This is a genomic window from Roseateles sp., assembly GCF_049240545.1.
Classification (GTDB): Bacteria; Pseudomonadota; Gammaproteobacteria; order Burkholderiales; family Burkholderiaceae_C; genus Paucibacter_A.
Window position 1 is genome coordinate 1 of the sequence record NZ_JBMLSK010000337.1, and the last position, 14,838, is coordinate 14,838.

The window sequence follows — 14,838 nt, forward strand, 5'->3', positions numbered from 1 at the left end:
ATGACTTGATCGTGGAGCGCGGTGAGCAGGACAAGGCCAGTGAGATTGGCCGCTTCCCGCGTTTGTTCAGCAATGTCGAGACGGTGCCGCCGGGGCTGACCTGGCCGACCTTGACCTTTTCGGGGCGCATGACGCTGTGGCTGGGGCAGTTGGAGGTGCAAATCCTGCAACTGGGTCGAGGCCATACCAAGGGCGACACGGTGGTCTGGTTGCCCAAGGATCGCATTTTGTTTTCCGGCGATTTGGTGGAATTCGATGCCACACCCTATGCCGGAGATGCTTACTTTCAAGATTGGCCGCAAACGCTGGACCGCCTGGCCGCTTTGCAGCCCGCCAAGCTGGTGCCGGGCCGCGGGGCTGCGCTGCAAACGCCCGAACAAGTGGCGGCGGCTTTGAGCGGGACGCGCGCTTTTGTGAGCGAGTTGTATGAGAGCGTCCAGGCGGGCGCACGCGCAGGTCGTGATTTGACGACCGTTTACCGCGAGACCTATGCCAAGCTGGCGCGGAGTTATGGCCACTGGGTGATCTTTGCCCATTGCATGCCTTTTGATGTGACCCGGGCCTATGACGAGGCACTCGGCCACACCGATCCGCGCATCTGGACCGCCGAGCGCGACCTGGAGATGTGGCGCGCACTGGAAGGCGTGTGAGCCTTTCTCGCATCTTCCAGATTTACTGAACCTCTTTCAAGCGATCTGCACGAGAACACACCATGAGTGAACTGAACTACCTCGCGGGCTTCGGCAACCAGCATCAAAGCGAAGCCGTACCCGGCAGCTTGCCGATTGGCCGCAACAGCCCGCAGCAAGTGGCCCATGGCTTGTACGCCGAGTTGCTCTCGGGTGCGGCCTTCACCGCGCCGCGCAATGAGAACTTGCGGACTTGGCTTTACCGTCGCCAGCCCTCGGTGGTGGTGGGTGGCTATCAGCCGATGGCGCACGCTCATCTGCGCACGGGTGCCAAAGAGGGTCAGGTCTCGCCGCCCGACCCACTGCGCTGGGCGCCGACCGCGATTCCGGCGGAGCCCACCGATTTCATCGAGGGTTTGCGCACCATGGCCGTCAACGGCGACCCGGACTCGCACCTCGGCATCGCTGCGCATCTGTATGTGGCCAATCGCAGCATGGAGCGCCGCGCCTTTGTGAATGCCGATGGCGAGATGCTGATCGTGCCGCAGCAAGGCGTGCTGACCTTGACCACCGAGCTGGGCCTCTTGCGGGTGGCGCCGGGCGAGATCGCCTTGCTGCCGCGCGGCATGGCTTTCAAGGTGGCGGTGGACGGCCCCTCGCGCGGCTATATCTGCGAGAACTACGGTGCCGCTTTCCGCCTGCCCGAGCTGGGCCCGATTGGCTCCAACGGCCTGGCCAATGCGCGTGACTTCCAAGCGCCGGTGGCGGCCTTTGAGGCCGAGCCGGGCGCGTACGAGATCGTCAAGAAGTATGGCGGCAGTCTGTGGCGCGCCGAGCAGGGCCACAGCCCCTTCAATGTGGTGGCCTGGCATGGCAATTTGGTGCCCTACAAGTACAACACCGCGCACTTCATGACCATCGGCTCGATCAGCTTTGATCACCCGGACCCGAGCATCTTCACCGTCTTGACTTCGCCGTCTGACACCGCCGGCTGGGCCAACTGTGACTTCGTCATCTTCCCGCCGCGCTGGATGGTGGCCGAAGACACCTTCCGTCCGCCCTGGTACCACCGCAATGTGATGAGCGAGTACATGGGCCTGGTGCTGGGCCAGTACGACGCCAAGCCCGAGGGCTTCAAGCCCGGCGGCTCCAGCTTGCACAATGCCTTTGTGCCGCATGGCCCCGATACCGAAGCCTTTGCCAAGGCCTCCAGCGTCGACTTGAGCCCGCATAAACTGGACCACACCCTGGCCTTTATGTTCGAGACCCGCTGGCGCCTGTTGCCCACCGATTTCGCCCTGAATGGCGGCGCCCTGGAGCGCAGCTATGCCGACTGCTGGGCCGGCCTGAACGATCAATTCACCCCCGACACGAAAGCCTGAACCCGCCATGAGCTTGATTGACCACACCCATCGCCCCGACGCCTTGAGCTGGGTGACCAGCGCCAACGCGGCCGACACCGATTTCCCGATTCAGAACCTGCCTTACGGCTTGTTCCGCCGCGCCGGCTCCAACGAGAGCGCCCGCGTCGGCATCGCCATTGGCGATCAGATCCTCGATCTGAAGCTCGCCGCTGCGGCGGGCAAATGGAGCTCGGCCGTGCAGGTCTTGCTGCAGCCTTTGGCTGATGGCGACTTGAACACCTTCATGGCCCAGCCTTCGGCGCAGCGCCGCTTGCTGCGCCACGCGATCTTTGAGGCCTTGCTGGAAGGCTCCAAGCAGCAGACGGCTCTGAGCGCTTGCCTGCTGCCGCAGGCGGCGGCGCAGATGGCCGTGCCTTGCCGCATCGGCGACTACACCGACTTCTACACCGGCATCCATCACGCCACCACGGTGGGCAAGCTGTTCCGTCCGGACAACCCATTGCTGCCCAATTACAAATGGGTGCCGATTGGTTACCACGGCCGCAGCTCCTCCATCGGCGTCAGCGGCGGCACGGTGCGCCGCCCCTTGGGGCAGCTGATGCCGCCGGGCGCCGAAGCGCCGGTGCGGGCCGCATGTAAGCGCCTGGACCATGAACTGGAGCTGGGACTGTTTGTGGCCGGCGGCAATGCGCTGGGTGAGCCCATCGATATGGAAGACGCCGACGAGCATATGTTCGGCGTGACCTTGCTGAACGACTGGTCGGCGCGCGATATGCAGGGCTGGGAATACCAGCCGCTTGGCCCCTTCCTGGCCAAGAACTTTGCCACCACCATCTCGCCCTGGATCGTTTCCATGGACGCGTTAGAACCCTTCCGCACCGCGTTTGCGCACCCCGAAAGCGACCCGCAGCCGCTGCCCTATATCGACTCGGCCAAGAACCGCGCCGAGGGTGGCTATCAGATTGAACTGGAAGTTTGGCTGCAGACCGAAGCCATGCGCGCCAAGGGCGAGCCGGCCACGCGTTTGATGCGCTCCAACTTCAAGCATGCCTACTGGACCCTGGCGCAGATGCTGACCCACCACGCCAGCAATGGTTGCAATCTGCAGCCGGGTGATTTATTGGGCACCGGCACGCAATCGGGCCCCGAAGCGAATGAAGGCGGCTCGATGCTGGAGTTGTCCAATGGCGGCAAGCAAAGCCTGACCTTGCCGAATGGCGAGACGCGCAGCTTCTTGCTGGATGGGGATGCCGTCGGCCTGCGGGCTTATGCGGTGCGCGAGGGCGCACGCCGCATCGGCTTTGGCGAATGTGTCGCCACTATCGTGCCGGCCCCCGCGCTCTGAATCGACAGTGCGCGCGGTAGATCCTGATCGGGAGATCAGGGTCTACCCGAGGCTTTTCAGCCTATTGAAGCCTGAAATCTTGCCGCCATCACGGGCAATGTAACGTGGGTGCAATGAAGTCCGTCAAAACGCAACGTGCTGACGCAGGCGCCTTCAGCGGCGGTAAATTGCGGCGGTCGAGAAGGCTTGTCGCGCTGCATGCAACGCTGACAAGAAGCTCCGCCCGGCATCTGAGCGGGTCTGTTGAAAGCATGGTTAGGTCCATCTGCAGACCGTAGCTTTTCGGGCTGAGTCTCCCTTCCAACATCGGTTTCCCAAAAATTCCTACGGAGATATGCCATGACTCAGCCCAGCTTCAAGAAGAAACTCTTGCCCAACCTGATCACCCTGATGTTGGGGTCGCTTGCTTTGCAAGCCGCTCATGCTCAAGAAGCCGATGCCAAAGCCGGCAAGAAGGCCGAGCAGCTCCAAGTGGTGGAAATCCGCGGCGTGCGCGCAACGCTGGAGCAAAACCTGATTGAGAAACGCGAGTCCTTGAACATCGTCGACTCGATTCGCGCCGAAGACGTGGGCAAGTTCCCCGACAAAAACGTGGCCGATTCGCTGCAGCGCATGCCTGGCATCTCCGTCGACCGGGGCTGGGGCGAAGGGCGCGACATCTTTGTGCGCGGTACCAATAAAGAATTGAACATGACGCTGCTGAACGGCCAGTCGGTTGCTTCCGCCTACTGGTGGCGTAACGACAAGCAAAGCCGTGGCTTCAACTACGACATCCTGCCTTCTGAAATCATCGGTAGCTTGGATGTGTACAAGAGTCCTGCGGCCGATTTGGACGAAGGCAGCATTGGTGGCTTGGTGGTCGTCAAGACCCGCAAGCCCATGGACTTCAAGGATCAGCTCTCGGGTGTAGTTTCGGCTGAGGCCACCTATAGCAAGTTGTCCAAGAAGACCGATCCGCAACTGAATGGTTTGATCAATTGGAAGAACGATGACAAGACCTTCGGTGTCCTGCTGTCTGTCAGCCAACAAAAGCGCACCATGCGCCGTGATGGCTTGGAGAACTTCACTGAAAGTGCACCCAAGCCCGTGGTGGACCAGAACGGCGTAACCACGCCCGATGTGTACTCTTCCTGGGGTGGTGGCTCGGCCATCTTCCGCCAAGATCGCGAGCGCACCACCGGCAATCTGGTGCTGCAGTTCCGCCCGAACTCGTCTACCGACATTGCTCTGAATTACATGAATTCAGACATGAAGATGAACAACAACAACCAGAACTATCTCTGGCGTGCCGAGGGTATGAACGACGCTCTGCCGGTTGTGAACATCACGGATCCGAAATTCATCACCACCTCGGACGGCAAGAAGGCCTTGGTGGGCGGCACGGTCGGCCCCAAGGGTGGCGTGACCTTCGAGCCGATCTATCGCGAGTCTTACATCAAGTCGCAAGTGCTGGACCTGGACGGCACCTACAGCGGCAGCAACTGGAAGGCGCACGGTCAGATCGGCACCACCAAGGCCGAAGGCGGCAGCAAGCATGACCGCAGCTTCTGGTTCGAAGGTGACACCCGCGCCAAGTTCAATCTGGGCCCGGACAAGTACGAAGTCTCTTACCTGGATGCCAGCCCGCTGGACCCCAAGATCATGACCTTGGGTGGCGGCCGCGACTGGGTGCGCAAGATGGAGAGCAAAGAGAACTATGCGCAGGGTGACCTGACATTCGAGCTCGACAACTCCTTCATCAACGCCGTCAAGGTCGGCTTGAAGCTGCGCGACAACACGGTCAAGAACAACCGTGCTGCGGCTTCCGTGGGGCCAGGCTCTGTGGGCTGGAAGACGCTGACTTTGGCGGATCTCTCCACCGGTGCTTCGCCGCTGCTGAGCCAAGCCGCCGCGACCTCCGGTTCATTGACACAGTACGCCTGGGTGGACGATGGCTTGGTGGCCAGCAAGCTGATCCCGATGTACGACCAGGGCATGGCCGGCAAGTACAAGGATCTGACGAACGAGTACTACCGCATCAAAGAGCGCATCACCGCCGCCTATGTGAAAGCCGAGTTCTCGACCAAGCAGTGGCGCGGTGACTTCGGTGGGCGCTTGGTCAAGACCGACCAGACCTCCGAGGCCTACCAAGGCTTGGCCGGCAGCGCCAACTACGGCATTGCATCGGTGAAGAACAGCTACACCAACTTCTTGCCCAACTTGAACGTCATCTATGACCTGAGCAAGGATGTGGTGGTGCGCGGTGCGGTCTCGCGTGTGATGGCTCGCAACACCTTCAGCGATTTGAGCGCCAGTACTGAGCTGAGTGGCACCACCAATGCCGCGACCGCCGGCAACCCCATGCTCAAGCCGTATCACGCCAATCAGGCTGAAATCGGCGCCGAGTGGTACTTCGCCAAGGGCTCTTTGCTGTCGGGCACTGCTTTCATCAAGAAGCTCGATACCTTCATCTACACCGATACCAAGACCGAGAACGTCGGCGGTGTGGCCCGCCCGGTCACACGTCCGTTCAATGCCGACAACGGCGCTGACATCAAGGGCCTGGAACTGCAGTGGCAGCAAGCCATCGGTATGGGCTTCGGTACGGTCGTGAACTACACCTTTACCGATGCGAAGACCGGCTCGGTGGCCGGCAAGCCCAAGCTGAATGTGATTGGCAACTCGCGTGATCAGGTGAACGCCAGCGCCTACTATGAAAGCCATGGCATCAGCCTGCGGGTGTCGTACAACTACCGCTCCAAGTTCTACGGCAAGCTGGATCAGGGGGGCCAGCAGGTCACCAGCGCCTACGGTCAGTGGGACGCCACCGCCAACTGGGACATCACGCCGAAGATCAGCCTGTTTGCCTCGGGTGTGAACCTGAACAACGAGGTGGTGCGCACCAACACCACCGACGGCGTGCCTGTCTCTGTGTATGAGAACGGCCCTCGTTACAGCCTCGGCCTGCGCGCCAAGTTCTAAGGCTTGAGCGCCGACTGAAGCTGACCCGGAATTGACCGGGTCGACACCTTGACTCAGGAGCCTCCCCCCAGCGAAGGGAGGGAGGCTTGTTTTTTTCAAAAGACGCAAGGTGCAGGCCAGTCAGCGCAATCCTCATCCTCTATGGAAGCTGTCATGGGCAACAAAGTTCAATCGGCAGGATCGACACCGCGCGTGATCCTGGCCATGTTTTTCATCGCGATGATGTTCTTCATCCTGGGTTTCGTCACCTGGTTGAATGGGGCATTGATTCCGTTCTTGAAGATCGTTTGCGATCTCAATAACTTTCAGGCTTTATGGGTCACTTTTGCCTTCTACATCGCCTACACCATCATGGCCCTGCCTTCGGCCGCGGTCTTGAGTCGTACCGGCTATAAGAAGGGCATGGCCTTGGGTTTGGGTGTGATGGCGGTTGGGGCCTTGCTTTTCATCCCCGCAGCCAAGAGCAGCCAATACGGCCTTTTCCTGTTGGCTCTGTTCACCTTGGCCACCGGCATGACCTTGATGCAAACGGCCATCAATCCCTACATCGTTTGCATCGGTTCGCGGGAGAGCGCGGCCATGCGCATCAGCATCATGGGCCTGTTCAACAAGGGCGCGGGCATTGTTGTGCCCTTGGTGTTCTCGGCGCTGATGCTGTCGGGGATCGATCAGTACTCGGACAGTGCTCTGGCCGCCATGGACGCCACCGCGCGAGCGGCAGCCCGTGCGGAGTTGTCCTCGCGACTGATCTTCCCCTATCTGGCCATGGCAGGAGGCTTGGTGGTCTTTATGTTGATCATTCTGTTTTCCTCCTTGCCGGAGTTGCCCCAAGAGGACTTGCCCAGCAGCGGTGGTGAGCCGGTGGGTGCCATGGGGGTGTTGCAGTTCCCGCAACTGGTCTTGGGCGCCTTGGCCTTGTTTGCCTATGTGGGCGTGGAGGTGATTGCGGGCGACACCATTGGCCTGTACGGGCAGAACCTGGGTGTGCAGAACTTTGCCGTGCTCACGTCCTACACCATGGGCTTTATGGTGCTGGGCTATTGCTTGGGGGTGGTGGCGATTCCGAAGTACCTCTCACAAAAGGGCGCTTTGATCCTGTCGGCCGTGAACGGCATCTTGTTTTCGCTGGGGGTCATTCTCGGTTCCAGCTCCAGCACGGCAATCTCTGCCGCCTTGCTGGGCTGGGCTGGTGTGCCGCTGGTGCCCGATACGGTGATGTTTCTTGCGCTGCTGGGTTTTGCCAATGCCTTGGTGTGGCCTGCCATCTGGCCTTTGGCGCTGGAGGGCTTGGGCAAATACACCGCGGCCGGGTCGGCCTTGCTGATCATGGCGATCGCCGGTGGCGCCTTGCTGCCCATGGTGTACGGTGGTCTGTCAGATGCCGGACACACGCAGCGGGCTTACTGGATCATGTTGCCCTGCTATGCCTTGATCCTTTACTACGCTCTGCATGGTCACAAGCTGCGCAGTTGGGGTACCTCGGGGCAGGCCTTGAAGCGCGCCTGAAGCGACTCCGAAACCAGAGCAAACCATGAATGAGGGGCGTCGGCCTTTGGTCGACTCCCCTCGCGCTTTGCTGAGCGGACGATGGCAGCGGGTGCATACCCCGCGGCGAAAGTGAGCTCAAGCCCTGGCCAGATCTTTCAGCGGTGTAGCGACGCCGTCTAGGGAGGAGGCCAGCATCTGCAGACGCTCCCTTTGGCCATAGAACTGGTTTGCAATCTGCGCGATGGCGCGACGGGCCAACTCCTTGCTGAGGTGTTCTTGGCCTGTCGTGGGCGCGCGCAAGGCTGAAGGGAAGCGACCCATGCCGGCGAGCAGGCAGTACCAGGAGGGGCGGATGTACATCAGATCGTCGCCGTGCCGCGTCAGCTCGGCTTCAAAGTCGCCGCCTCGGTCCCAGACCTCCAGAATGCTGGCCAATCGCGCCGAGATGTTCTTGTTGGCGCGGTTCTCGCGCCAGTAGTCGCTGTCCTCGCGGCTGTTGAGTTGGTAGTGGGTCTGCACATAGTCGAGCACACCATCAAACATCTGCTGGATGCGTCGGTTGTACTTCGTTTGCCTTGAGCGGCTGAAGCCGCCTTGCGCCATCTCGGCGATGAACAATTCGACCGAGAACTGAATCAGCATCAATGCGGTGGCTTCGAGCGGCTCGATAAAGCCTTGTGACAGGCCAATGGCCAGGCAGTTGTTGCGCCAATGCTGATGGATTCGACCCACGCGCATCTGCAGGCGTCGTGCCGTTTGGCCTTCGGCCGCCGGGCCGAGATGACGGCGCAACTCGGCTTCGGCTTCATCGTCGCTGACAAAGCTGGAGGCGTAGACATAGCCATTGCCGTAGCGATTGGTGAGCGGAATCTTCCAGGCCCAGCCGTGCTTGAGTGCTTCGGAAACGGTTTCTGAGGGGATGTCTTGGTCCGGGTCCAAGGCCGTGGGAATCGCAATGGCCCGGTCATTGAACAACTGGTCTCGGTAGGACACAAAGGGCTCGCCCAAGGCTTGATTGATCAGCAGCCCGCGAAAGCCACTGCAATCAACAAACAAATCAGCGGCCAACAGCGAGCCGTCTTCAAGCTGCAAACTGGCAATGTCGCCGTTCTCATGCCGCAAGACTTGGCTGACCGTACCCACCTGATGCCTGACGCCTAACTTCAGCGCATGGCTCTTCAAAAACTGACCCAGCAAGCCGGCATCGAAGTGGTAGGCGTAATCGGTGGGCGGGCTGGCTTGCCCATCGCCACGCGGGCGGTAATGAGGCGCGCGGCATTGCCGAGCCAGCTCTGCAGCAATGAAGAAATCCTGTGGATTGGCATCGACGTCGGCGCCGCGCCGACGCAGGCAGGCATTGCTGAAGAATGCATTGCCGGTGGCGAGGTCGGCATGGTTGAAGAAGGGGTGAACATAGGACTCGTAGCCGGGTACTGTGGACCAGCCGGGGAATCGAATGCCGCATTTGAAGCTGGCATTGCAGGCCGGCATCCATTCGGCTTCCTTGATGTTCAAGCGGTCGAAAAACTGGCGCAGGTAAGGCGTGGAGCCTTCGCCCACGCCAATGATGCCGATCTCACTCGATTCCAGCAGCGTGATGCGCAGTCCGCGCTGCCCCCATTGCTGAGCGAGCAGATTGGCGCTCATCCAGCCGGCCGTGCCGCCACCGACGATGACGAGGTGTTGCAGGGGAATCGAGTTCACGGATCTGCCTTCGGTGCGGTGCGGATGTGTTTTCAGGACGTGCGGCTGCTGGGCAGCGCCACGCACACCTCAAACCCACCTTGGGGGTGATTGCGGAAGCGCAAGTTGCCGCCGTGGTCAGCCACGATGTCGCGCACGATGGACAGGCCCAGGCCCAGGCCCTCGGCGCGTAGCTTGGCGCCATGCGCCAGGCGGGTGTAGGGTTGGCCCAGCTTGGCCAGGGCGCTTTCCGGCACACCCGGGCCATGGTCACGCACCGTTAGCAAGACCTGACCCTCTTCAGTGCTGCCGAGCTCGCCCTCATGCATTCGCAGCTCCGCCTTGGGGACATCGTTGCCTGCGCCGTAAAACATGGCGTTGTCGAGCAAATTGCCCAGCGCTCGCTTCAGGGCCAGCGGCTTGCCGAATACCGTCAGTGGGCGTTCATGCAGCTCGATTTGTTGGCCCGCCATGCGGGCGTCTCGGACCATTTTCTGCAGCACCAAGTCGATGCGTACCGGCACGCGGTTCTCATGGATATCGGTGTCCTTGACGATCTGCAGAGCTGTCTTGACCATCATGTCCAACTCGTCGAGATCCTCATGGAACTCATCTTGCACGGCCGGGTCGTCGAGCAATTCACTGCGTAAGCGCAGTCGGGTGATGGGGGTGCGCAGGTCGTGCGAGATGGAGGCAAAGAGGCGTTCCCGGTCGCTCAGATAGCGGCGGATGCGCTCCTGCATCTCATTGAAGGCTTGGATGGCACGCCGAACCTCTGCCGTGCCCGTGACGCGCAGCGGCTTCGGCGTTGACTTGTGTCCCATGCGTGCGGCAGCGCGACTCAAGCCCAGCAGGGGCCGGGTGAGCGCCCGCGCCGTCATCAAGGTCATCAAGAGGGCCAGTCCGAGCGTCAGCAGCTGTGGCGCCATTCTTTGCCAGGTGAAGAATTCCAGCTGCTCCAGAAAGTAGGGGTCGGGCATGGCGCTGCTGAGGTAGAGCCAGTGCCCCGGTTCGGTCTCGGCTTGAATGACCAAGAAGGGGGCGGGGCGGTCGGCAGAGAGCAGGGAAGGGTCGACCCAGCTGTCGGGCAAGTCGGCCAACAAGGCACCGTTCGGTGAGACCTTCAAGTCCAGCGGGGAGGCCAGCGTGACGCTGACCTTGGCATTGGCCGGCAGCTGTGCATGCAGCTTCTCTTGCACCTGGGCTTCCAGCAGGCGTGCCAATGCTTGGCGGGGCAGTGGTTGAGCCGGCACCTCGGCGTCGTTGAAGAAGACCAGGAAGCGGGTGCCGCCCATATTGCGCAACTGCTGCAGCACCAGTTGGCGCTCGGAAGGCGGCAGCTCTCGCACCGCCCGCAGGGCGCCCAGGGCGCTGCTGGACACGTGGTGAGCAGCCATCTCGGTTTGGCGACGGGCGCGTTGTTCGATCTGGCTGTACCAAAGCAAGTTGATCAAGAGCTGCAACAAGACCATGCCGCCCAGCATGGCCAGCACAAAGCGCCCCTGCAGGCTGTCGAACAGAAAAGCGAGGAAGCGCTGTGACCAAGCGCGCTGAGGCCGGGCTCCATGACTGCCGGAACCGCCCGGCGCGAACCCTCCGTCAGCCATCAGAGCGTGTGTCCGGCGTTGACGGTTGTGGCAAACACATAACCTGAGCCCCGGACGGTTTTGATCAGGGCGGGTTGCTTGCCGTCATCCTGCAGGCGTTGCCGCAGGCGGCTGACCTGAACATCCAGTGAGCGATCCAGCGGCCCCAGATCCCGGCCACGGGTCACTTCCGCCAAGCGGCTGCGGTCCAGGACTTCGCCCGGGTGTTCGACCAGCAGCTTGAGCAGCTGAAAGTCCATGCCCGATAAGGCGGAACTCGCGCCGTCAGGGTCGATCAAGCTGCGCTCCAGCACATCCAGACAAAAACCGTTGAAACGGAAATAGCGCGGGGTCTGGCTGCGGTCCAGGCCGGAGCGGCGGTGGATGGCCTTGATGCGCGCCAACAACTCGCGCGGATTGAAGGGCTTGCCAATGTAGTCATCGGCGCCCAACTCCAGCCCGACGATGCGGTCGGTTTCTTCGGCGCTGGCCGTCAGCATGATCACTGGGACATCGGAGCGCCTGCGCACCGACTGGCACAAGGCAAAACCTTCGGTGTCGGGCAGCATGACGTCCAAAATGCACAGACTGATCTCGTCCTTGAAGCGCTCGAACTCGGCCAAGAAACTGGCGCCGTCATGCGCGAGTCGGACCTCGTACTGGTTCTTCTCCAAATAGGTTTTCAGCAGGGTGCGGATTTTTTGGTCGTCGTCGACAAGCAAGATCGTGCGGGTCATGGGGCGGCTTTCACTGATTTGGGGCCCAGCGCACGCAAGAGTCCTTGCAATTTGCGCTGCGCCGCGGCCGGTGTTTGGTTCGGGTCCAGGGCAAAGCGATGGACGGTTTCGATCACGGCGTTCTTGCCGACCTCTTCAAAAGCCATGCGGTGCACCAGGCTGGGCACGCGTGGCGTGCCAGGATTGGCGAACAGCTTGAAAGACTGCTGGGCGCAGAGATCCAACTCATCCACCGGCACATCGCGGCGCACCGGCACCGAGCCCTTGATTCGGTTGTAGCCCAGTTGCAAAGCCGCACTGCCGAGCAGTTCGGCCATTTTTTCTTGCTCGGCCTGCGAGCTCAGATTGCCGGCCAGCATGGCCAAGGTGTCGATGCTGAAGAGATGGGCTTGGGCGGTTCCGGGCACGGCCTTGCATTCGAAATCGCGCCCACCTTCCAAGCCCAGGGTCCCCAACTCACCGCGCGCCCAGTCGCCGGTGATCAGCATGGCCGAGCGCCCGGCAGCAAAGTCGGCGACCAACTCGGTCCACGGACGCTCGCGCGGCGTGCTTGCGGTGCTGTTGCTGGCAGATCCTGTGCTGCCGCTGTTCGCCTGGGTCGGGGCCATGGCCATATTGCGCCAATCGCGCAGGCGCTTGAAGGCGCGCTCCAAGGCGGGGTCGCTAAAGGCCTGCAGCTCTCGTTGAACCATCATGCGGCGATACAGGGCCGGGCCGGCCTCGCCCAGCAACAGGGTTTCAAACACGGTGGCAACCTGCCAAGGTTCATCGCTGAAGGCAACCGGGGTAACGCCCGCCGCGCGAAAGGCCTGGGCGGCTTTCTCTAGGCCCGCCCAATCGCTGGGCAGTTCAATTTTGTGTTGACGGAACAGCGCCTTGTTCAGGTAGAGGTTGTTGATCCGGTGGATGCCCAAGGGGGCGGCAACCACATGGTCGCGTACCGTCAATTGCGACATCACCTGGGGGAACATGGTGCGCGCCCAATTGCGCCGCTGCGCTACAGCATCCAGTTCCAGCAACAGACCCATATCGGCCCATTCGCTCATGGATTGCCCATTCAGCTGCGCCACCTTGGGTGCCATGCGGCGGAGCGTGCGTTCGTTCAAGACCTTGATGGCGGCGCTGCCTCCGCCGCCAGCCACGGCGCCGTCGACCCAGCGCAGGCCGACCTCCGCCATGCGAGCCGCCACATGGTCGGCCGCAGCGCGCTCGCTGCTGGAGGTCCACCAGTGCAGGACGTTGAGCTCATTCGCGCCATCCGCGCTGGCCGCAGGCGGTGCGCCGCGTCCGGCCTCTGATACGGCCAGACCTAGTGGAAGCAGGGCGAGAGCACACATGCGGCGCATCTTGCCTTGCAATGGTGGACTGCAAGTCAAGGAACTGTTGGACTTCGGTGATGTTGTGTAAGTCACAGAGGGGAAGACGCTGGCGCTGTTGTGACAATTCTCAGAGCTTGCCCGGCGCTTGGCGATTGGGGGTTTCTCTGGGCGAGGGCGCGACTCGGGGCCTGGAGCGCATGAATACGGGCTGGACGGGCATGTAATAAAACGTAAGGTCGTGGTGCCTGGCCACAGTTCCGCTGTTGGAGGAGAAACGTCGGCGGCCTTGGGGCATGGCCCAGCAACTCAAGTGCTTGAATCGCCATCTGCCGAGTTTTATCGTTAGCGAATCAGGCGCGTCGCTGGATTGAAAAGGGTGGCCGCAGCGTCGTGAGCCTTGGCGGCTTGCGTTACATGCCGGGTACATCTATGGTTCAGCCAGTGCAAGCCAGAACTCCTTGTCGGCGGTTGATGCTGTTGACCGCAGTCGTGAGGTTCACTGGGTTTGTGCTGTTATGGAGCTAGCAAAGCTGCGGCCTGAGAACCTTGGGGTTCTTGAGCTTGAGCTGTCTGCGCGCTCGGTTTGACCTTCCTCGTTTCCTGCAAGCCGGCTCAAACACCAATGCGGGCTGGCTTGCAGGCTCTTTCTTCGCTCTTCAAGGAAAGGCAGCCTGGCCGCCTTCGATGGACGGCGGGCCAGGCGGATGACTGCGAGGAGAGGAAGGGTCTTGGGTGCTCAGCCTTCGAGTTCGCCGTCCAGCGCATCGTTGTCGAGCGCAGCGATCTCGGCGTATTGCACTGCATTCAGTTGGTGACGATAAGCCAGGTAGGCATGTCGCGTCAGTGCCTCCATGTCCCCTTCATCATCGGCGGCAGCGGCGGCCAGATGGTGGTCAGCGGCGGCGGCAAAGTGCTGGGCTGCAATGCGGTGCAGATCCCCAATGGACTCATCGTCTTCTTCGAGGAATTCGTCCAGTTCGGCTTCTGCGGGCAGATCGAGGTTGTTCTCATTGCTCATGGCTTGGGTCTCCTGCGGAGTGTCTGCGCGGCTGATTGCCGCTGACCCAGCATTGCCGACTTGCGTGAAGCCTTGGTGACAGCTCTGAAGATTGGTGGTTTCAGCCCGGACAGGGCATCACTCGGCGATGGCCTTGCTGGCACCGATGAAGTAACAGGTCAGCCAGGCCAGCAGCAAGCCGATGAGCACGCCGCAACCATCGGCGAACAGGTCGGCCCATTCGCCATCCCGACCCGGTACCTGCAGTTGCAGCAATTCGATGGCAGCGCCGAAGAGCATCAGCCCCGCCGGCAATCTGACATAGCGATCAAAGCGCGTCGCCCAGCCCCAATGACCACTGAAGGCGAGTGCGCCGAAGGCCAGCAGGTGGTTGGCTTTGTCCCAGCCGGTTTCCAGCGGGGTCTTGGGCGGAACGGGGCTGAGCGCAAGATAGCTCACCGCAATAGCGAGGGCCAGCAGCAGCAAGCGCCAGCCGGTCTGGGCCTGCGCGCCAAGCAACAAGACTTTGAGCATGGACGAGTTGCGACGCTGCACAATGCACTCCAGGACAATGAAACGACAGCCCCGTCAGTGAGGCAAAAAAGAAACCACTTTTTCGGCGAGTCGAAAAAAAACCCAACGGGCCACGAGCCTGCTGGGTTTTCTTTGGATTTTGGTGCCGGAGAGATGAATCGAACACCCGACCTTCTCATTACGAATGAGCTGCTC

11 protein-coding genes are annotated in these 14,838 nt (G+C 61.3%); 5 read left to right on the forward strand and 6 right to left on the reverse strand.

What is annotated here, in order from left to right; all coding sequences use genetic code 11:
• From ACOVRJ_RS21055 to ACOVRJ_RS21075, 5 genes are all read left to right on the forward strand, one after another.
• The coding region (locus ACOVRJ_RS21055) for an MBL fold metallo-hydrolase (protein ID WP_422045779.1) at nucleotides 1-650 on the forward strand (650 nt) is incomplete at its 5' end.
• Between the two features lie 62 nt (nucleotides 651-712).
• Nucleotides 713-2,011 (forward strand): homogentisate 1,2-dioxygenase, encoded by a 1,299-nt coding sequence (gene hmgA / locus ACOVRJ_RS21060; RefSeq protein ID WP_422045780.1) that lies wholly within the window; start codon nucleotides 713-715, stop codon nucleotides 2,009-2,011.
• A 7-nt stretch (nucleotides 2,012-2,018) separates the two neighbouring features.
• Nucleotides 2,019-3,338 (forward strand): fumarylacetoacetase, encoded by a 1,320-nt coding sequence (fahA, locus tag ACOVRJ_RS21065; protein ID WP_422045781.1) that lies wholly within the window; start codon nucleotides 2,019-2,021, stop codon nucleotides 3,336-3,338.
• Between the two features lie 339 nt (nucleotides 3,339-3,677).
• On the forward strand, nucleotides 3,678-6,299 hold the full coding sequence (locus ACOVRJ_RS21070; protein WP_422045782.1) for a TonB-dependent receptor: 2,622 nt from the start codon (nucleotides 3,678-3,680) through the stop codon (nucleotides 6,297-6,299).
• A 153-nt stretch (nucleotides 6,300-6,452) separates the two neighbouring features.
• A complete protein-coding gene (locus ACOVRJ_RS21075; protein WP_422045783.1) occupies nucleotides 6,453-7,805 on the forward strand; it encodes a sugar MFS transporter in 1,353 nt (450 codons plus the stop codon).
• 117 nt (nucleotides 7,806-7,922) lie between these two features.
• Here the strand turns inward: ACOVRJ_RS21075 and ACOVRJ_RS21080 are convergent, their stop codons facing one another.
• The 6 genes from ACOVRJ_RS21080 to ACOVRJ_RS21105 form a co-directional block, all read right to left on the reverse strand.
• The gene (locus tag ACOVRJ_RS21080; RefSeq protein ID WP_422045784.1) at nucleotides 7,923-9,491 is read right to left on the reverse strand and encodes a tryptophan halogenase family protein; all 1,569 of its coding nucleotides are present in this window, start codon (nucleotides 9,489-9,491) and stop codon (nucleotides 7,923-7,925) included.
• A 32-nt stretch (nucleotides 9,492-9,523) separates the two neighbouring features.
• On the reverse strand, nucleotides 9,524-11,077 hold the full coding sequence (locus ACOVRJ_RS21085; protein WP_422045785.1) for an ATP-binding protein: 1,554 nt from the start codon (nucleotides 11,075-11,077) through the stop codon (nucleotides 9,524-9,526).
• Nucleotides 11,077-11,793: a response regulator gene (locus ACOVRJ_RS21090; protein WP_422045786.1), complete on the reverse strand. Its 717-nt coding sequence runs from the start codon at nucleotides 11,791-11,793 to the stop codon at nucleotides 11,077-11,079. The genes ACOVRJ_RS21085 and ACOVRJ_RS21090 overlap by 1 nt, the downstream gene beginning before the upstream one ends.
• The gene (locus ACOVRJ_RS21095; RefSeq protein WP_422045787.1) at nucleotides 11,790-13,130 is read right to left on the reverse strand and encodes an ABC transporter substrate-binding protein; all 1,341 of its coding nucleotides are present in this window, start codon (nucleotides 13,128-13,130) and stop codon (nucleotides 11,790-11,792) included. The genes ACOVRJ_RS21090 and ACOVRJ_RS21095 overlap by 4 nt, the downstream gene beginning before the upstream one ends.
• A gap of 718 nt (nucleotides 13,131-13,848) precedes the next feature.
• On the reverse strand, nucleotides 13,849-14,130 hold the full coding sequence (locus ACOVRJ_RS21100; RefSeq protein WP_422045788.1) for a hypothetical protein: 282 nt from the start codon (nucleotides 14,128-14,130) through the stop codon (nucleotides 13,849-13,851).
• A gap of 117 nt (nucleotides 14,131-14,247) precedes the next feature.
• Complete coding sequence (locus ACOVRJ_RS21105; protein ID WP_422045789.1) at nucleotides 14,248-14,595, reverse strand: VanZ family protein; 348 nt, start codon at nucleotides 14,593-14,595, stop codon at nucleotides 14,248-14,250.
• Between the last annotated feature and the right edge of the window lie 243 nt (nucleotides 14,596-14,838).